Here is a 20,220-nt window from a genome sequence, read left to right as displayed (position 1 = left end):
TATGATTTGCTCCAAAAATAACTATTATCTTCTCGGAATAGTATGCCTTAACAGATTTTTAATACCTATCTATTAATTGTTTGTGTTCTATCTGGACCTACAGAGACAATAGTAATTGGAATTTCTAATTCTTTTTCAAGAAACAGAATATAATCGTTTAACTCTTTGGGAAATTGAGATGCGTCTCTCATTTGAGTCAAGTCTTCTTTCCAGCCTTTAAATTCTGCATAGATAGGTGTTACATTATCTTCTTCAATATTAAAAGGTAAATGCGATATGGTTTCACCTTTATATTTGTATGCTGTGCAGACCTTTAAGGTTTTAAAACCAGACAATACATCTCCTTTCATCATACTTAATTGGGTAACACCATTAACTTGACATGCGTATTTAAGAGCTACAAGATCTAACCAACCACAACGTCTCGGGCGACCAGTAACCGCTCCAAATTCGTGACCAACTTTAGCCATTTCTGCACCAATTTCATCAAATAATTCTGTTGGAAAAGGTCCTGAACCAACACGTGTTGTGTAGGCTTTAAAGATTCCGAAAACTTCACCAATTTTATTTGGTGCTACGCCCAAACCTGTACATGCGCCTGAAGCTGTAGTATTTGAAGAGGTAACAAAAGGATAAGTGCCAAAATCAATATCTAAAAGTGAACCTTGTGCGCCTTCAGCCAGAATAGGTTTTCCATTTTTAAGAGCTTGATTTAAATACTCTTCACTATCTATGAATTGTAATTCTTTTAAACGTTCTACAGCGGCAAAAAACTCAGCTTCCATTTCTTTTAAATCATATTGAATGTCTACATTGTAGAACCCAATCATGGCCTCATGTTTGTTAGCCAATGCTCTATATTTTTCTTTCCAATTGGTTAATTCAAGGTCACCTATTCTAATGCCATTACGACCCGTTTTATCCATATAAGTTGGGCCAATACCTTTGAGTGTCGATCCAATTTTAGCTTTCCCTTTAGCCGTTTCAGAAGCAGCATCTAATAAGCGATGCGTTGGTAGAATAACGTGTGCTTTTCTTGAGATTATAAGTTTTGATTTATAATCTAAGTTAAACTGATCTAAACCATCTAATTCTTGAACAAAAACAACAGGGTCAATAACCACTCCATTACCAATCACATTGATAGAATCGTCATGAAAAATTCCTGACGGAATGGTACGTAACACATGTTTAATACCATCAAATTCTAGTGTATGTCCAGCATTTGGACCTCCTTGAAAGCGTGCAATAATATTATATTTTGAGGTGAGTACATCAACAATTTTTCCTTTGCCTTCATCGCCCCATTGTAATCCTAGTAGTAAATCTACTGCCATTGTGTAATTAGTTTGTTGGTTTGTTTTTTGTGCCGTAAAAGTAGAGTGAATGATTAGATATAGAGATATCGAACACCTCTTCTATTGTTTTTTTTATAGATTGAATTCGAGGGTCACAAAACTCTATCACTTCACCAGTATCGGTTAAAATGACATGATCGTGTTGTTTATCGAAATAAGATTTTTCATAATGGGCTTGGTTTTGACCAAACTGATGTTTACGAACCAAGGCGCATTCTAAAAGAATTTCAATAGTATTGTAAAGTGTAGCACGACTTACGCGATAATTCTTGTTTTTCATTTTGATGTATAACGATTCTATATCAAAATGTTCTTCACTATCATAGATTTCTTGAAGTATAGCGTAACGCTCAGGTGTTTTTCTGTGGCCTTTTTCTTCTAGAAATTGCGTAAAAACGTTTTTTACGATCTCTTGATTTGTCTGTTCTATTTTTTCACTCATAACTAAGCGACAAATTTACACAATTTTTAAACTCTTGTCACCTTATCTATTCCATTAATTTTTTTAAGGTTATCCATAAGTTTTTTTAGCATGGTATTATTAGTGACTACGACATTAATTTTTCCTGTAAAAACACCACCATCAGTATCAAAACTTATACTCTTCATATTTACATGCATATTGGATGAAATCTCTTTTGTAATGTTGTTAACTAGACCAAGATTGTCTATACCAGATAATGCGATTTGTGCAGCAAATTCTTGCTGTGAAGAATCTATCCATTTGGCCTGCATAATACGATAAGCATAATTAGATTGTAAACTTAGTGCATTCGGACAATTTTTTTTGTGCACTTTAATGCCATCATTAATTGTCAAGAAGCCAAAGACTTGATCGCCTGGAATCGGGTTACAGCAGGTTGATAATTTATAATCGAGTTTTTCTTCTTCCTTACCAAAAACAAGCATGTCGTATTTGGCAGTGATTTCCTCTTTATCAATATCTGGTGCTACAGTTGGTTTTCTAATTTTATTTTTAATGTAGGTCATGAACATGTTGCTTCTAGAAGACGCATATTCCTTTAACATTTTATTGTCTATGGTACCAATACCTACTCTGTAAAATAAATCAAGACTAGTTTTCAACTTGAAATGATTTACCATTTCATTTACCGATTTTTCATCTAATGTGATCTTAAGTTGTTTGAGTTTTCGTCTTAAAATCTCTTTTCCGTCTTCGGCAATTACTTTTTTCTCATCCTTAAGTGACGATTTTATTTTACTTCTGGCTCTGGCAGTAGTTGCATAATCTAACCAGTTACTATTGGGTTTGGCATTTTCTGAAGTTAAAATCTCAACTTGATCACCACTTGAAAGTTCATGACTCAAGGGAACAAGCTTTCCATTTACTTTAGCACCACGAGTTTTCATTCCTACTTGCGTATGAACACTAAATGCAAAGTCAAGAGGTGTGGCACCTTTTGGAAGTGATTTTAAATCACCATTTGGCGTAAATACATATATTTCTTTAGAGTAGAGGTTGAGTTTAAATTGTTCGACAAAATCTACGGCATTAGTTTCGTTACTTTCAAGTGCTTCTTGAAGTTTGTCAATCCAAGTATCAAGTGCGTCTTCAGCATTGCCTTGTTTGTATTTATAATGTGCTGCATAGCCTTTTTCAGCTATTTCGTTCATGCGTTCACTACGGATTTGTACTTCTACCCAACGCCCTTTAGGTCCCATAACTGTAATATGAAGTGCTTCATAGCCTGTAGACTTTGGTGATGAGATCCAATCACGTAATCTTGTAGGATTAGGTGTAAAGTGATCTGTTACTATAGAATATATTTTCCAAGCTAAGAATTTTTCATTTGACACATCTGATTTATAGATAATTCTTACAGCAAACTTATCATAGACTTCATCAAAAGAAACGCCTTGTTTCACCATTTTTCTACGAATAGAATATATGGATTTTGGTCGTCCTTTAATTTCGTAATTCAAGCCTTCATTATTTAAGGAATCTACTATTACCTTAGAAAAAGCTTTGATATAATTGTCTTGATCTTCTTTACTTTCTTTTATCTTTTCTAGAATATCATTATACACTTCGGGTTCAGTGTATTTTAAGCCAAGATCTTCTAGTTCGGTCTTGATATTATAAAGCCCAATTCTATGTGCAAGAGGAGCATAAATGTATAGGGTTTCAGAGGCAATTTTTTCTTGTTTGTCACGTCGCATCGAGTCCATAGTTTGCATATTATGGAGTCGGTCTGCTATTTTTATAATGATAACACGCACATCATCATTGAGCGTGAGGAGCATTTTACGAAAATTCTCTGCTTGAGTAGAAACATCAGCATCTTTATTTAACGATGATATTTTAGTTAGGCCATCAACTATTCGTGCAATGGTAGCACCAAAGAGTCGTTCAATATCTGCAAGTGTATAATCGTCACTATCTTCAACAACATCATGTAGAAGTGCAGCAGCAATACAAGTGGCATCCAATCCAATTTCTGAAGCAACTATAGTAGCTACAGCAATGGGATGAAATATATAGGCTTCGCCAGATTTTCGGCGCTGATCTTTATGGGCATCAACAGCAACTTCAAAAGCTTCACGTATTAGCTTTTTATCGGTTGCTGTGAGCGTTTGATAACTTACTTTTAGAAGTCGTTTGTAAGCTTTTGCAATATCTGCTTTTTCTTTTTCAATATCTACCTCTGCCATAAAACTAAAGTAGCAATAACAAATGTAATGTGCAATGGGTTAGCGTGATTTTGTTTTGAAGTTAAGATTTCATCTTAATTAAGGCTATAGTAATTTATTCAGAAAAAAATACTGGTTAAAAAAGAATAGATATAATGTAGTTTAATATAAAGATAGAAATAGCAAAAATTAGCGTAAAATAAAATTACTATACTTGTTGCTGGTATTGTTTTCTCCATGTTTTAAAATCAGCATAGTCACTATGCTCAATGATTTTTTGATTTTTTACCTTCAAGATAGTGACCTCACGTATAGAAAATGAAAATACTTTACCTTGCGTATTAGTCCAAGAATAACTTAAGATGCCTTCAAAAATGTGTATATCTGCTGCTTGAAACTGATGGTCAATTTTATACGACATGTTTGAAATGCCGTCTGATACCATTTTTAAATGGTTAAGAATATTTTGTTTTCCAGTGATTGGTTTGTTTTTTGGGTCAATTTCACTCCAAGTTGGATCAGTCCAGACCATATTGTCATCCATGAATTCACTAGATTTTTCAAGCTCCATATTAAAATATGCTTTGAGATAAGCTTCTGAAAACGAGTTTACTTTTTCTGTTTGATTCTGTGCAGAAATGTAGAGTGTTGAACAGCATGCAATGACGAAAGTTAAGATGAGATTTTTCATGATATTATTTTGAACAATTAGTAATTATCTGATTTAATGTTTGTTGTAATGAGCCTGTTTGTTTTTTAGTAATATTTTCTAGAGCGACTGATCTATTTTCAGCAACAATTGCTGTAATCTTATGCAGTGCTATTTCACCTTTTTTAGTGACATCTAATTTAAATTTACGTCTATCTAAGTGATGAATTTCTCTGCTCAAGTAGTTATTTTTAACTAGCAATTCAATCATTCGAGTTACAGAGCCTCGATCTTTAAAAATAAGTTCGCTTATTTCTGCTTGATTGAGTTTAGGGTTGTTAGCAATAAAAATCAAAATTAATGCCTGATCTATCGTTATATCATTGAAGGCTTTTGCCAGTTCATTTTGTGCCAAACGTCTATAGGTCTTTATTGCTTTTTCTATACTGTAAAAAACAGATTCATTTGGTAACAGAAACATGAAATTATTTTTAGTTGATGTAAATATAATTGATATATCAATTAAATCAATATAATTTTATATTTTTTTTAGTAGTTCCTAAATTTAAGCTTTCAAATTTCTAACACGTTGTAATAATGTTGGGTGAGAATAATGCATCCAAACATATAGAGGGTGTGGTGTCAAGTTACTCAGACTATTTTTAGATAATTTTTTTAATGACGTAATAAGAGGTGCTGCATCGTAAGTGTTTTTAGCATAATCGTCAGCTTGATATTCAAATTTTCTAGAAAACCAATTCATTACCAATCCAGTAAGTTCAGAAATAGGTGCATAAAGCAATCCGAAGGCGATCAAGCCTACATGAAAACTTTGCTGGTCTACGCCTAATGCATTAGAAAGTAATGGATTAGAAATAAAAACAGATAGAATGTACAACATTAGACCTGTAAGCAATATTGAGGCTGTAAGGTTGAAAATAATATGTTTCTTTTTGTAGTGCCCAACTTCATGGGCTAAGACTGCTACAATTTCTTCCGCTTCTAAATCATTAACAAGCGTGTCGTAGAGTGTTATGCGCTTTTCATTACCAAAGCCAGAAAAGTAGGCATTTGCTTTTGTGCTTCGTTTGGAGCCGTCTATTACAAAAATTTTATTAAGACTAAACCCTACAGATTGTGCATATTCTGAAATTTTTTCTCTAAGAGGGCCTTCTTCTAATGGTGTTTGTTTATTAAAAAGAGGGACAATGAGTTTGGCATAAAACAAATTCATGAAAATGGTGAATACAATCACTATTGCCCATGCATATAACCAGAATGTTTCTCGTGTTTGTTGATAAAACCAAATGATAAGTGCTAAAATACTACCACCAATGATTGCCATCATAAGCCAACCTTTTATTTTATCAAGAATAAAGGTTTTAACTGTGGTTGTGTTAAATCCGAATTTCTCTTCAATAACAAAGGTTTTATAAATTGAGAATGGCATAGAGATTATGTCACTACCAATCATAATTATACCAAAGAATATTAAAGCAATGCCAATTGGGTTTTCACTGTAGGTTCTAGCTATTTGATCTATATATTCAAAACCATCAAGGAATAGAAAACCTAAAGTTAATGTGATTGAGAATAGCGAACTCCAAATACCAAATTTGTAATTTGTCTTTTTATAGGCTTGAGATTTCTTATATTCATTTTCATGGTAAACATCTTGCAATTCTAAAGGAATGGCGTCGTCGTAATGTTTGGCATTTAAAGCATCAAGTATTTTGTGTACTAAGAAACTGATGACTATAATGCATATAATGATGTTGAATAATGTATTTGGAGTCATATTTTTTTATTTGAAATCACGTTGGCGTTTTGCTTCAAAAATAAGAATTCCAGCAGCAACAGAAACATTCATACTATCAATTTCGCCTTGCATGGGTATGGTTATATTTTGAGTTGATGCTTCTAACCAAGCTTCAGTAAGCCCATCAGCTTCAGTACCTACAACAATCGCAGTAGGTTTAGTGAAATCTTGAGTATGGTAATTTATTGATGCTTGTAAGGCAGCGCAATAGTAATTTATTTCATTTAGTTTTAGGTAATCGATGATCTCTTTTGTTGAACCTATAGCAATTTGATTGGTAAATACACAACCAACACTAGATCTAATGATATTCGGATTATATAAATCGGTTTTTGGGTTGGCAATAATTATAGCATCAACATTAGCTGCATCAGCAGTACGTAAGAGCGCACCAATATTTCCTGGTTTTTCAGGCGCTTCAGCTATTAATAGCAGTGGGTTTTTACGTTTTAATTTCAATTTTTGTATTGCATGTGTTTTACTTTTAGCTACTGCAATAATTCCTTCAGTGGTTTGTCTGTGCGCCAATTTTTGAAATACGTCTTTTGATATTTCAATTCTCTTAAGTTGGGAAGCTGTTAGTCTGTTGAGGTCAGCGATAGGGCATAGGTCTGGATAGAATAATAAAGCTTCAATATCATAATTTCCTTTAATGGCTAAAGATAATTCTCGTTGTCCTTCAATAATAAATAAACCTGATTTTTTGCGTTCGCGAGACTTTTCTTTTAAAAGAAAAAATTCTTTTATATAAGAATTTTGAACGCTTGTAATTACTTTATGAGTCATTTAATGGCTTACTTTGATGCAACAAATTTAAGCTTTTATCTGTCAAAAAGAAGGTATTATTTTCATGGTGGTTTAAAAAATTCAGGTAGGAATAATTCTACTTTGCATGTTATATAATTGATATTGATTGCAGAATAGCTTACAACTCTTATAACCACACTTTAAAACTAACCAAATGAAATTAAAATTACTTTTTCCGCTTTTCTTATTAATTTCTTTTATCACATTTTCTCAAACAATTGCACAACCTTCAGATTATCAACTTTGTGATACAGAAGGTAATGGGACAGTAGCGTTTGATCTCACGAGCAAGAACAATGAAATACTGAATGGTCTAAACCCTAGTGCGTATAGTATTACTTATCATCTCACTCAAAGTGATGCAGATCAAACAATTAATCCGTTGCCAAATCCTTATTTCAACACATCTAATCCGCAAACTATTTATGTTAGTGTACTAGAAGTTTCAACTGGAAATCTAGAGCTTACTACATTTGATCTAGTTGTATTAGAGTTTGCATTGCAAGTGTTCTCTCAAGATGTTATTGTATGTGATGAAGGTGAAATAGATGGTATTTCAACTTTTGATCTAACGCTTTTTGATTTTGAATTTACTCAAGGTAACCCATCATTTACAATTGCTTATTATGAAAGTTATCAAGATGCTCTTAATAATGTCAATCCCATAGCAACTCCATCTGCATATACTAATATAACTGCTTATTCGCAAACACTATATCCAAGAATAACTGATAGTAATACAGGTTGTTTTTATGTCAATCAAAATACAGCACTGTTTTTAAATGTAGATAATCAGGCAGATATTACAGCACCAGCACCTCTAATAGAATGTGATACTGACGATGATGGTTTTTTTACATTTAACCTTGGTAGTAAAGTCTCTGAAATTTTAGGCACAAATAATCCCAATTTATTTTTTGTTTCGTTTCATGAAACGATAGAAGATGCACAAAATTTCACCAATGCTTTACCAAACAACTATACCAATATTATTCAATCCATGCAAACAATTTATGTAAGAGTATCTAATGTAAGTGGTGAATGTTATCAATTAACAGAGCTTGATTTGGTGGTGAATTTAGATTGTGTTCCTGCCTCTTCTGTTATAGTAGATCTGTGTACAGACAACCCGAATGACACACAAATATTCGACTTGACATCCCAAGAAACAAATATAGTCAACGGTCAAAATGTATTGGATTATACATTCACATACTATGAATCAGAAATTGATGCACAAAATGAAATCAATTCAATTTTAGATCCAACAGCTTATTTAGTGAGTGGAAATTCTGTTGAAGTTATTGTTAGAGTAGACGATAATCAATCAACCGATTTTGCTATTGTTGAGATATTTTTTAATCTAAGTCTTAATCCTCAAATAAATTTCAATGGTCCATATACTGTTTGTTCTGGTACTGAAATTGTTTTAACGCCTTTTATTAATGGCGGTTCACAACAATACTCTTTTCTATGGAATACAGGTGCTATAGATCCCGAAATTGTAGTTTTTGAAGGCGGAACTTACACAGTATCTATAACCGATCTAGTAACTGGATGTATGGCTAATGCCAGTGTAGATGTTAATGAAGGAGAAACACCAGTAACTGTAACTCCTTCAGATATTACAAACTGTGGTCCAGATCCAGTTTTTGACTTAACATCTGTAATTCCTGAACTTTTAAATGGAGTAGATGCAGCACTGTTTGAGATTACATTTCACAATTCTTATAATGATGCATTTTCTGGTGCTAATATAATTACTAATGAAAATGCCTATACATCAATAAACGTTACAGAAACTATATATGTTAGAGTTTTAACACCTAATGGAAATTGTGTGGTAATAGAAGATTTTAATTTAATAAGTGGCTCATGTCCAATAGAAATAAATTGCGACGCTGAGCCAGTAAATACAACATACTGTTATGAGTTAAATGATGCTACGCAATATACATATGAAAGTGTAGACGGTTCACAACTACAAGTCTTTTTTAATGCAGGGCAAGTTGAAGTAGACTGGGACGAATTGTATGTTATCGACTCAGATGGGATCACAAATTTAAATCCTGAAAACACAAGCTATGGTAATAATGGGGATTTAACTGGTTTGTCGTTTGTTTCTACAGGAAATAGAATTACTGTTTATATTGACTCAGACGATATTTATAGTTGTGCAGACCAAAACTATACACCTATTGATTATGATGTGAGTTGTGTAGATACTTCTGCAGTGCCTAATTGTGATGCTATATTGACTTCACCTTTAAATTTAGATCAAGATGTAGATGAAAATACCGATCTATCATGGAGTCCAGCTACTGTTATCGTTAATGGTTATAAAATTTCTTTAGGGATTACACCAGGAGGAACTGAAGTACTAGATCATTTAGATGTAGGTGATGTACTGACTTATGATCTAGGTACACTAGATTTTTCAATTACCTATTATGCAACTATAACGCCATACAATGACAATGGTGATGCATTTGATTGTAATGAAGAAAGTTTTACCACACGAGCCAATCCAAACCAAATAGTAACATGTGAAAATGGCGTAGTAAACACAACTTATTGTTATGAAAATAATGACGATACCGAGTTTGGGTTCCAAAGTTCAGATGGTTCTCCTCTAACTATTTTCTTTAATGCTGGTAGTACAGAAGTAGATTTTGATGAAGTATCTATTATTGATTCTGATGGATCAATTTTAAACCCTAATTTACCATATGGTAATGATGGTGATTTTACGGGGTTAAATTACACATCTTCAGGAAGTACGATTACTGTGCGTTACAGTACAGATGGTTCTGTAAGTTGTGCCAATGGAAATTCATGTTGTACAGCAGAGTTTGATTTTGATGTCTTCTGTTCTTCATCTGTAGGTATTATAAATGTGAATGCTTTTGTTGATGCTAATGCCAATAATAGTTTTGATGCAAATGAAGTTAACTTTTCAAACGGTTATTTTACTTATGAAGTTAATGGTAATGTAAATACGGTGAATTCTTCTACAGGGAACTTTCAAATTTTAAGTGCCAATGAGACAGATGTCTATAACATTACCTTTAACCTCTATGAGGAGTCTGCTGCATGTTATGATACTGTAATTAGTGTTTTTGATAATGTAAGTGTAGCAGCAGGTAGCTCAATTAATGTAGATTTCCCAATTGTTGAAGAACAAAGTTGTGAAGATTTAGCTGTCTATTTAATTAATTATTCGGCACCACCAAGACCTGGATTTACTCACACGAATCATCTCGTCTTAGAAAACTTAGGATTTACTACCATTTCGTCTGGCACAGTTGAATTTACCTTTGATCCATTATTGATTTATAATAATGTTTTTTCGGTAAATCCAAATTACACGATTACAACTACTACAACAGGATTTACAGTAGATTTTGTAAATCTACAGCCAGGAGATGTTGAGTATATCAGTATTTCATTGACTTGTCCAGCTTCGGTTGCCCTTGGAGAAATTGTGACTAATACGGCAGATTATCTTACAGACAGTACAGATTTGGTTGTTGGAAATAACTATTCTACTTTATCTGAATTGGTTGTAGGGTCTTGGGATCCAAATGATAAAATGGAAGCTCATGGTCCAAAAATTGTCTATGATGATTTTGCAATATCAGACGAGTATCTATATTATACCATTCGTTTTCAAAATCTAGGAACAGCTGAAGCCATTTTCATTAGAATTGATGATGTATTGAGTGATCTCTTGGATGAGACTACATTTCAAATGCTCCGTTCGAGTCATGATTATGTAGTAACCAGATCCGAAAACAATTTAGAGTGGTTTTTTGATAATATAAATTTACCAGCAGAACAAGATGACGAATTGGGAAGTCAAGGGTTTGTATATTTTAGAGTTAAACCAAAAGTAGGTTATTCAGTTGGAGATATTATATCCAATACTGCAGCTATCTATTTTGATTTTAACGCTCCTGTGATCACCAATAGATTTGATAGTGAATTTATCGAAGATGCTTTATCTGTTTCAGAGTTTGAAATTACCAATTTTGAAATCTATCCAAATCCAGCTAACGATGTAATTACTGTTAAATTAAATGAAGGAACTCAAAATATAGATGTCTCTCTTGGTATTTATGATATACAAGGTAAACTCATTTTAAGTCGTTCTTTATCTGAAATACAAACGGATCTAAATATTTCAAATTTTCAAAGTGGGATGTACTTTGTAAAGCTTAATACAGGTCACAAAGAATGGATTAAAAAATTGATTATTGAATAAAGAAAGATTAAAATCTTTTAAAGCCTCAGATCATCTCTGAGGCTTTTTTTGTATTAATCAACTGTAGCCAATTGTACATTACTTGCAGTCAGAATATTCCATAAAATTTTTCTTACATTTGTTTCTAAACCTAACCATCAATATGAAACATACATTACTCACTTTCCTTTTTTTAATAGTTGGAATCACACAAATAGAAGCACAAACCACTCTAGATTGTGCAAATGGACCACTAGACGTATCTTATTGTTATGGTAATAATGACAATACGGTTGTTACATACACAAGTTCAGACGGAAGCCCTTTAAAACTAACTATAGATTCAGGAGCAGTAGAATTTTCCTATGACCAACTTATTATTTTAGATACAGATGGTGTTACAGATTTAAATCAAGCTACACCTTATGGTGCTAATGGTAATATCTCTGGATTGAGTTATATTTCATCTGGAGATTCTATAAGTTTTGCGGTTGATTCTGATGGTTCAGTAAGTTGTTTTAATGGTAATGGTTGTTGTGCAGCAGGAATTAATTATAGTGTTGTGTGTTTAACTTGTTCTAATCCAGATGCTAATTTTATAGTTGAAGAGGATTGTGCAAATGGGAATCAATTTTTTATTAATGTTGACGTTACAAGTCTTGGTGATGCTAGCTCAATTACCATATTTAATAGCTTTGATGCAACTACAATAAATGCAACAGCTATAGGGATATATCAAATAGGCCCATTTCCATTTTTAAATGAAATTACAGTAAGTGTACAAAATGATCAAGATATAAATTGCAGCATAAATAGTGCTCCAATTGAACTATCAACATGTCCTCCAGAAAATGATGAGGCTTGTTCGGCTACAGTTCTTGTCGAAGATACAGCTGATGATACGTGTAATTTAATTGCTTCAGGCACAATTTTTGGAGCTACAGGATCTAATGTTCAAACTCCAAACTGTCAGGGCGATGTTGATGATGATGTATGGTTTCAATTTACTGCTATAACAGAAAGTCAGTTGGTTAATATACAAAATGTAACTGCTGGAACATTTAATTTAGATCATGCTGTATACAGTGGTACATGTGATAATCTTGTTGAGTTGTATTGCTCTACAAATCCAACATCTGTTGCTAGCCAACTTAATATAGGTAGCACGTATTTTATTAGAGTATTTTCAGAAGGTAGTGACGAAGAAACGTCTTCTTTTGATGTCTGCTTGAGAGATGCACCTTCTAATGTAGTCTGTGAAGAAGCGATTGCATTTTGTACTAGTAATGGTACATTAACCACACCTAATACTGTAGGTCTTCCTGGTACAGATGATATTGCATGTTTGTTTTCTACACCAAACCAAACATGGAATATTATTCAAATTGGTGAATCTGGACCTATTGAAATAGAAATTGTACAAACCAGCAGTAGTGGTAATGGCTTAGATGTTGATTTTGTGGCTTGGGGACCATTTGCCTCTCTTGATAACGCATGTTCAGTATTAGATTTAGGCTGCCCAACTGCAAACCAATGTGTTAATAATACGAACAACCCTAATTTTTATCCTTATGGGAATATTGTAGATTGTAGTTATTCTGCTAATTCAGTAGAGAACCTTACTATTGAAAATGCCTTATCTGGCGAAATATATATTATTTTAGTTACTAATTTTTCTAATGATATAGGAACCATCTCGATCTCTCAAACTAATCTCTCCGAAGTTGGTGCTGGAAGCATCACAGGAGACGTAGAAGTTGATCTAGGTCCAGATTTGAATATATGTGATTCAGATACCAATTTAGTTACCCTTGAAGCGGAGTCACCATTTGCAGATACTTACGAATGGTATTATAATGGTGTTTTTGTATCGTCTGAATCTGCTTATGACGCAACAGAATCTGGTACATATTCAGTAATTCTATATAACAATAGCTGTGATAGTGTTGCTGAGGATGACATCCAAGTGACCTTTATTGATTGTAATGAAGTTGGTCTTATTAACGTAAGGGCGTTTTATGATACTAATCAAAATGGCGTATTTGATACTGGAGAACAAAGTTTTAATAATGGATATTTTACCTACGAGCTTAATGATGATGCAGTAATTAATACAGTTTCTTCTTCAACAGGTAGTTTTACATTAGCAAGTTCTGAAGATACTGATACTTATGATATTAATTATTATTTCTATGATGATTACGAAGATTGTTATGATGTTACTACAGCCGTTTTTGAAGATGTAGGTATTATAATTGGAGAGAATGTAGATATTGAATTTCCTATAGTAGATCAACAATCTTGTGAGGATATAGCAGTGTACATAATTAGTGATCAATCACCTCAACCTGGATTTGTTCATAATAATTATTTGGTTATTGAAAATTTAGGACTGATAACGACTTCTGGTAGTTTAGACTTTACTGTAGATTCAAATTTGACTGTCAACTCCATAAGCACTAACGCAAATTACACAACCACTTTGAATGCAAATGGGTTTAGCCTCGATTTTGTTAATATACCACCTGGAGAAACACTCACAGCATTAATTTCTTTTACAGCTTCAATAGATTTAAATCTTGGTGATCTAGTAACAAATACAGCTGAATACATTACAATAACTAACGATCTAGTTGCTGAAAATAACATCTCATCCTTGACACAGGAAGTAATAGGTTCTTTTGATCCTAATGATAAATTGGAATCTCATGGAAGAGCAGTTCAATATGATAATTTTATCAATTCAGATGAATACCTATATTACACGATTAGATTCCAAAATATTGGAACAGCTGCAGCTTCATTTGTGAGAATTGAAGATGTTTTAGATGTTCAGTTAGATGAGACCACTTTTGTGATGCTACGATCAAGTCATGATTATGTATCCACTAGAACAAATAGTAGCGTAGAGTGGTTTTTTGAAGATATAAATCTACCAGCCGAACAAGATGATGCTGAAGGTAGTATCGGTTATGTCTATTTTAAAGTAAAGCCTAAACCAGGATATGCAATTGGCGATATTATACCAAATAATGCCGCTATTTTTTTTGATTTCAATGCACCAATAATTACTAATACATTTCAGACAGAATTTGTAGAAGATAATCTTTCTGTTGAAGCGTTTGAAACTAGCAGTTTTGAGATTTATCCAAATCCAGTTAGCGATATTTTAAATGTTAAGCTAAATAATGTTTTGCCAAATTCAGTTGTAATAAATATTTATGATATTCAAGGTAAGTTGATTCACAATATATATAATTTACAAAATAAGGAGACTATAATTGATGTTTCACAGTTCCAAAGTGGATTGTATTTTGTTGAACTAATAACACCACATCAGCAGAGTATTAAAAAATTAGTTATTGAATAAGAAGAATTAAAAATTCAAAAAAATGCCTCGGAAATGTCTGGGGCATTTTTGTAAACTATTAATTTAGTCTTCGTCTAAGTAAAAACTAAAACAAATAAAAAATGAAATACAAAAGTCTATTTTTATTAATGATGCTCACAGTTTTTGCTTCATGCAAGAACACTAAGGACGAAGAAGTAGTTAAATCAATTGATTATTCTGAAACAGAGTTAAATATTACAACAAGTGTATATCCAGAACATATCACCAAAGTTTTTGAAGCACATGGCGGATTAGAAACATGGCGAAAAATGCAAACATTAAAATTTACTATGGCTAAAGAATCTGGAAATGAGGTCACTACTACAGATTTGTATAATAGAAATTCACATATCGATATGCCAAACCACACCATAGGTTACGATGGTACTGAAGTATGGTTACATAAAAAAGACACAACTACATATAAAGGCAATCCTAAGTTTTACTATAACTTGATGTTCTATTTTTATGCGATGCCTTTTATTTTAGCAGATGATGGTATAATTTATGAAGACGTTCAAGCTTTAGAGTTTGAAGGAAAAAGTTATCCTGGAATTAAAATTTCATATGAAAGTGGAGTAGGAGAATCACCTGATGATGAATATATTTTATACTACGATGCTAACACACACCAAATGGTTTGGTTAGGTTATACAGTAACCTATTTTACTAAAGAAAAAGGAAAGGAATTTCATTTTATCAATTATAGTGATTGGCAAACCATAAATGGATTATTATTACCAAAAACATTAACATGGTATAATTATGAAAATAACCTTCCAACGACTAAACGCAACGATTTAGAGTTTACAAATATTGAACTTCTAAAAACTAAAGTTGATTCAGAATTATTTAGTAAAATAGATGGTGCAGAAGTAATTGAGTAAAATTAAAAATGAATAAAAAAGACCTGATCTAATCAGGTCTTTTTTATATACACACTAATCTTGGTTCTTGAATTTTTCAGAATAACGTTTCCATAATTTGGTTTGATGGGTTTCAAGGCTTAATTGTCTTCCGTCAATAAATGCATGTGAGATAATATTGGTTCGCATATCTAAAGCATCTCCTTCAGAAATGAATAGTGTTGCACTTTTGCCTTCTTCTAAAGACCCATAGTTAGTGTCAATTCCTAAAATTTTTGCTGTATTTAATGTTATTAACTCTAATGCCTGCGCTTTTGTTAAACCATATGCTACAGTAGTGCCAGCATAAAATGGAAGATTACGTGCATTCATACGTTCCATTTGTCCGCTACCTTCTAAAGCTACAAGAACACCTTTATCGACTAATAATTTAGCTGTTTTAAAAGGTAAATCGTAATCATCATCAGTTTGACTTGGTCTTGAATGTACACGTTTTAAAAGTACTGGGATATTGTTTTGTTTTAATAAATTAGCAACTCTATAAGCGTGATAACCACCAACAATCACCATACGTTCCACTTGATTTTCTTTAGAAAAATTTACTGCATCAATAATTCCTTTTTCGTCATTAACGTGAATATATAGTGTTTTAGAACCGTCAAAAAGACCTTGAGTAGCCTTATAAGGTAAATTAATTATTGGGTTAGAAGCTCTAGCATAAGCTTTGGTTTCATTGAAAAAATCAACAATTTCTTTAATTTGCTTCTCATAGTTTTTATTGGCTTTCATTGCTGGGTCTTCGCCTAACCACCAACGACCTCTTGAAAAACTGTTTGGCCAATTCATATGAATACCATCATCTTCTTTTACTACTGCATCTTCCCAATTCCAAGCATCAAATTGAACTACAGAAGATGAGCCTGAAATATGTCCACCACGTGGTGTTATTTGCCCGAGCAATACACCATTTGGACGCATCGATTCTACTACCTTTGATTCTGAGTTATAGGCAATCAAACTTCTTATATGTGGATTCCATGATCCTAATTCTGCATCGTCATCAGTTGCGCGAACAGCATCAATTTCAACTAGGCCTAAGGTTGTATTTGGAATTATAAAACCAGGATATATGTGTTTGCCACTAGCATTAATTACTGTCATGCCACTAAGGTCTATTCGAGCAACAGTTGCATCTAAAACGTTGGTAAGAATACCATCTTTAAAAATAATTAAACTATTGTCTATAACTTGGCCGTTACCAATATGTGCTTTAGCACCTGTAATAGCTATAGTTTCACTTTGCTTTGGTGCTGGAGTTTGCTGAGCATTTGAATAACCAAAAGCAAGCAATACTAGAAGTATTATATATGTTTGTAAACTTTTCATTGTTGTTGTTTTAATGTTGTTGTTCATGATCAATATAATCGCAATGCATTTGATCTTTTTCCTTTTTCTTTATAGGTTGTGTCTTAAGTCCTTTATTTTTTGCTTGCATCATCGCATTAATGAGTTTGCTTTTTTCTGTCTTGATAGCATTACGCATCATTTCATCACGTTTCAAATCAAAATAAGTCACCCCTTCAATAATGGTCTTTTCAGCTTTAGCGTATATGGATAAAGGATGATCTGACCATAAAACAACATCTGCATCTTTCCCAACTTTAATGCTTCCAACACGATCATCTATATGTAATAGTTTTGCGGGATTAAGTGTTACGAATTTCCATGCGTCTTCTTCGCTAATGCCTCCATATTTAACAGATTTTGCTGCTTCTTGGTTTAAACGACGAGACATTTCGCCATCATCACTATTTATGGCTACCACTACACCTGCATCATGCATAATTGCAGCATTATACGGAATCGCATCATTAACTTCATATTTATAAGCCCACCAATCACTAAATGTTGATCCACCTACACCATGCTCGGCCATTTTATCTGCTACTTTATAGCCTTCAAGAATATGCGTAAACGTATTGATTTTGAAATTGAATTGCTCAGCTACCTTCATCAGCATATTGATTTCACTCTGTACATAAGAATGGCAAGAGATAAATCGCTCTTTGTTTAAAACTTGAGCTAAGACTTCCATTTCAATATCCTTCCGATAGGGTTTTCCACTTTTCTTTAAAGCATCATAAGTTTTAGCTCTGTTAAAATAGTCTATATATAATTGCTCAACTCCCATTCTCGTTTGAGGAAAGCGCTCAAAACTTTGCCAATTTGATTGCTTTACATTTTCGCCTAATGCGAATTTTATGAATTTTGGACTATCATCAAAAATTAAGTTTTCTGCAGATTCTCCCCATTTTAGTTTGATAATAGCTGAGCGTCCGCCAATTGGATTTGCAGATCCATGTAAAATTTGAATAGATGTTACACCACCAGCAAGGTTTCTATAAATATCTATATCTTCATTATCAATCACATCTTCTATGCTTACTTCAGCTGAAGAGTTTTGTCCGCTTTCATTAATCGAAGCTGCAGCAATATGTGAATGCTCATCAATGATGCCAGAGGTTAAGTGTTTTCCTTTAGCATCAATTACTGTAGCATTAGAATCTGATAGATTCTTTCCTATTTTAGAAATTTTACCATTTTTTATTAGAACATCTGTTTCTTCTAAAATACCTTCAGCTTCATTTGTCCAAACTGTAGCACTCTTGAATAATAATGTTTCTTGTTTTGGAAGTTGTTTAAACCCGTAAGCAGTATTAGGATAGGTCACAGGAAAGGTGGTCTCAATAGTGTTATCTTCTTTATTTTTTTCAGAAGAATCATTATTGGCGTTGTCATTTACTTTTTTTGCAAAGAATGTCATTTCATTTCCATTTGGAAACTTAGCTTTACCATTAAGATTCGTACCATTAGATAAGTAAGCCACAAGTCTTATAAATTCCTGTTTTATAGAATCTTTTGTAGTCATTGCTATAGAAAGCCAATCGTTCATGTAGCTTACTTTAGAGCCTCTTTTTTTATTATTACTTGTAATTTCTGATTTCAGTTTATTTAACTCACCTTTTAAACTTAATTTGTAAGTTTCACCTGCTAAACTAAATTCATAATCACCTCTGATGTCCTTAATATTCATATCATTTAATATGGTTTGTTTACCTTGAACCCAGTTTTCGTATACGGTCGTTTTTTTATCAAATACATCTCCAGAAGTGATTAAAAAATTTGCGTAAGCACCTTTATTTAAGTGTCCTAGCTCAGAGGACTTTTGAAGTAGTTTAGCAGGAACAGTTGTTAAAGCCTCTAGTGCTTTTTCTTTTGAAAGTCCATATTCAATAGCTTTGATAAGTTTAGCTTTAAAGACTTTAGGTGATTTTAGATCATGAGTAGTGAAAGCAAACGTTATATTGTTATCTGCCAATACTTTTGGATTTGTTGGCTCTTGATGCCAGGCTCGCATGTCACTTAGCGCTAAAGATTCACTTAAAAACACATTATCTACTTCATAAGCATCTCTAAAATCTACAGGAATAATAAAAGAAGCATTTGTAGCTTTTATTTCATCAATACGTTCGTATTCGTCGCCACCTCCTAAAATGACATATTGAATTCCATATTCATCTCCAACTTTATCTGCGCGTAAGGCATTAACTCTACTGCCAGCTCCAAAAATTTGAACTAAACCTTTATTAGTATTAAGTGCTTCAATAGAAAGGTCTTTAGTCTTACTATTACCTTTAGCATACCAGTCTGAGTCTATATATAATTGACGTAATAAAGCCATGCTTCCCATAATAGAACTTGGATATGATTGTCTAGAAGTAACACTCTTTCTAAATGAAAAATATTGTGCTGAGTTTTGATCTAGAATAATAGATTCATTACCTGCATCAGTATTTAAAGCAACCAAAGTACCAGTACCTCTAACAATACCATCTTGAATGTGTGTGTTTACAACTCCAAAACCTGCATCAAGATATTCTTTAGCTTTTTTTGTATCAAATTTGAATTTTTCAATAGCTTTATTTTCTGGCATTACATGATCATTCCAATAATATCCGGTTCGTGTTGGATTGTATTGAGGGCTTCTACCAGCTCCAGATTGCCGCTTAGGTTTTTCAACTCCAAAATCTGAATACATATCAATAAAAGAAGGATAAATGCTCTTGCCTTCAATATCAATAATTGTACTGTTGTCGGGAATACTTACCTGAGTGCCTGAAGCAACGACTTTCCCATCTTTAATTAAAAGTGTGCCATTAGCTATGACTTGATCTGCTGTGATATAGATTTTTGCATTAGTGAATGCTGTGTAATTTGAATTAATGGTCTTTACACCATCATTTTTAGGATAGTATTCTTGTGCAAATAAAGAGCAACTCCATAAAAGCATTAAAATAACCAAAGGTGTTTTTAACATGTGTAATAGTTGATTAAAATTAGTTCTTAAAGATAAAAATTATAGAAAGAGAAAAAG

At 32.9% G+C, this 20,220-nt stretch carries 12 protein-coding genes; 3 read left to right on the top strand and 9 right to left on the bottom strand.

All coding sequences use genetic code 11. From position 1 onward, the window contains the following. Positions 1-65 precede the first annotated feature (65 nt). The 7 genes from Q0876_RS04815 to Q0876_RS04785 form a co-directional block, all read right to left on the bottom strand. On the bottom strand, positions 66-1,337 hold the full coding sequence (locus Q0876_RS04815) for an adenylosuccinate synthase (protein WP_299224687.1): 1,272 nt from the start codon (positions 1,335-1,337) through the stop codon (positions 66-68). Between the two features lie 7 nt (positions 1,338-1,344). Continuing rightward, entirely contained in the window at positions 1,345-1,800 is a 456-nt protein-coding gene (locus Q0876_RS04810; RefSeq protein ID WP_299224685.1) for a Fur family transcriptional regulator, read from the bottom strand. Between the two features lie 26 nt (positions 1,801-1,826). Beyond that, on the bottom strand, positions 1,827-4,031 hold the full coding sequence (locus tag Q0876_RS04805) for a RelA/SpoT family protein (RefSeq protein WP_299224683.1): 2,205 nt from the start codon (positions 4,029-4,031) through the stop codon (positions 1,827-1,829). A 187-nt stretch (positions 4,032-4,218) separates the two neighbouring features. Further along, positions 4,219-4,701, bottom strand: coding sequence for a nuclear transport factor 2 family protein (locus Q0876_RS04800; RefSeq protein WP_299224681.1), 483 nt, complete (start codon positions 4,699-4,701; stop codon positions 4,219-4,221). Between the two features lie 4 nt (positions 4,702-4,705). After that, positions 4,706-5,140: a MarR family transcriptional regulator gene (locus tag Q0876_RS04795; RefSeq protein ID WP_299224679.1), complete on the bottom strand. Its 435-nt coding sequence runs from the start codon at positions 5,138-5,140 to the stop codon at positions 4,706-4,708. Positions 5,141-5,224: 84 nt separating this feature from the next. Next, positions 5,225-6,457, bottom strand: coding sequence for a M48 family metallopeptidase (locus Q0876_RS04790; protein ID WP_299224678.1), 1,233 nt, complete (start codon positions 6,455-6,457; stop codon positions 5,225-5,227). A 6-nt stretch (positions 6,458-6,463) separates the two neighbouring features. Then, positions 6,464-7,264, bottom strand: a complete 801-nt coding sequence (locus tag Q0876_RS04785; protein WP_299224676.1) for an RNA methyltransferase — start codon at positions 7,262-7,264, stop codon at positions 6,464-6,466. Positions 7,265-7,439: 175 nt separating this feature from the next. Between Q0876_RS04785 and Q0876_RS04780 the strand changes: the two genes are divergently transcribed. The 3 genes from Q0876_RS04780 (at position 7,440) to Q0876_RS04770 (ending at position 15,806) form a co-directional block, all read left to right on the top strand. Continuing rightward, entirely contained in the window at positions 7,440-11,549 is a 4,110-nt protein-coding gene (locus Q0876_RS04780) for a T9SS type A sorting domain-containing protein (RefSeq protein WP_299224674.1), read from the top strand. Positions 11,550-11,691: 142 nt separating this feature from the next. Continuing rightward, on the top strand, positions 11,692-14,898 hold the full coding sequence (locus Q0876_RS04775; RefSeq protein WP_299224672.1) for a T9SS type A sorting domain-containing protein: 3,207 nt from the start codon (positions 11,692-11,694) through the stop codon (positions 14,896-14,898). A gap of 101 nt (positions 14,899-14,999) precedes the next feature. After that, the gene (locus Q0876_RS04770) at positions 15,000-15,806 is read left to right on the top strand and encodes a DUF6503 family protein (RefSeq protein ID WP_299224670.1); all 807 of its coding nucleotides are present in this window, start codon (positions 15,000-15,002) and stop codon (positions 15,804-15,806) included. A 54-nt stretch (positions 15,807-15,860) separates the two neighbouring features. Here the strand turns inward: Q0876_RS04770 and Q0876_RS04765 are convergent, their stop codons facing one another. Both Q0876_RS04765 and Q0876_RS04760 read right to left on the bottom strand, forming a co-directional pair. Then, a complete protein-coding gene (locus Q0876_RS04765; RefSeq protein ID WP_299224668.1) occupies positions 15,861-17,171 on the bottom strand; it encodes an amidohydrolase family protein in 1,311 nt (436 codons plus the stop codon). Between the two features lie 10 nt (positions 17,172-17,181). Further along, positions 17,182-20,163 carry an amidohydrolase family protein gene (locus Q0876_RS04760; RefSeq protein ID WP_299224666.1) on the bottom strand — a complete coding sequence of 994 codons (2,982 nt, stop codon included), beginning with the start codon at positions 20,161-20,163 and terminating at the stop codon, positions 17,182-17,184. Between the last annotated feature and the right edge of the window lie 57 nt (positions 20,164-20,220).

The organism is uncultured Psychroserpens sp., assembly GCF_947503375.1.
In the GTDB taxonomy this organism is placed as follows: Bacteria; Bacteroidota; Bacteroidia; order Flavobacteriales; family Flavobacteriaceae; genus Psychroserpens.
The sequence above is the reverse complement of the archived record's forward strand: the minus strand, read 5'-3'. Positions and strand labels throughout refer to the sequence as shown.

Excerpts from the sequence above, each read along its gene's own strand:
- Q0876_RS04760 (WP_299224666.1), bottom strand. The coding sequence starts at position 20,163 with ATGTTAAAAACACCTTTGGTTATTTTAATGCTTTTATGGAGTTGCTCT.
- Q0876_RS04800 (WP_299224681.1), bottom strand. The coding sequence starts at position 4,701 with ATGAAAAATCTCATCTTAACTTTCGTCATTGCATGCTGTTCAACACTC.
- Q0876_RS04775 (WP_299224672.1), top strand. The coding sequence starts at position 11,692 with ATGAAACATACATTACTCACTTTCCTTTTTTTAATAGTTGGAATCACA.
- Q0876_RS04795 (WP_299224679.1), bottom strand. The coding sequence starts at position 5,140 with ATGTTTCTGTTACCAAATGAATCTGTTTTTTACAGTATAGAAAAAGCA.
- Q0876_RS04765 (WP_299224668.1), bottom strand. The coding sequence starts at position 17,171 with ATGAAAAGTTTACAAACATATATAATACTTCTAGTATTGCTTGCTTTT.
- Q0876_RS04785 (WP_299224676.1), bottom strand. The coding sequence starts at position 7,264 with ATGACTCATAAAGTAATTACAAGCGTTCAAAATTCTTATATAAAAGAA.
- Q0876_RS04790 (WP_299224678.1), bottom strand. The coding sequence starts at position 6,457 with ATGACTCCAAATACATTATTCAACATCATTATATGCATTATAGTCATC.
- Q0876_RS04815 (WP_299224687.1), bottom strand. The coding sequence starts at position 1,337 with ATGGCAGTAGATTTACTACTAGGATTACAATGGGGCGATGAAGGCAAA.
- Q0876_RS04770 (WP_299224670.1), top strand. The coding sequence starts at position 15,000 with ATGAAATACAAAAGTCTATTTTTATTAATGATGCTCACAGTTTTTGCT.
- Q0876_RS04805 (WP_299224683.1), bottom strand. The coding sequence starts at position 4,031 with ATGGCAGAGGTAGATATTGAAAAAGAAAAAGCAGATATTGCAAAAGCT.
- Q0876_RS04810 (WP_299224685.1), bottom strand. The coding sequence starts at position 1,800 with ATGAGTGAAAAAATAGAACAGACAAATCAAGAGATCGTAAAAAACGTT.
- Q0876_RS04780 (WP_299224674.1), top strand. The coding sequence starts at position 7,440 with ATGAAATTAAAATTACTTTTTCCGCTTTTCTTATTAATTTCTTTTATC.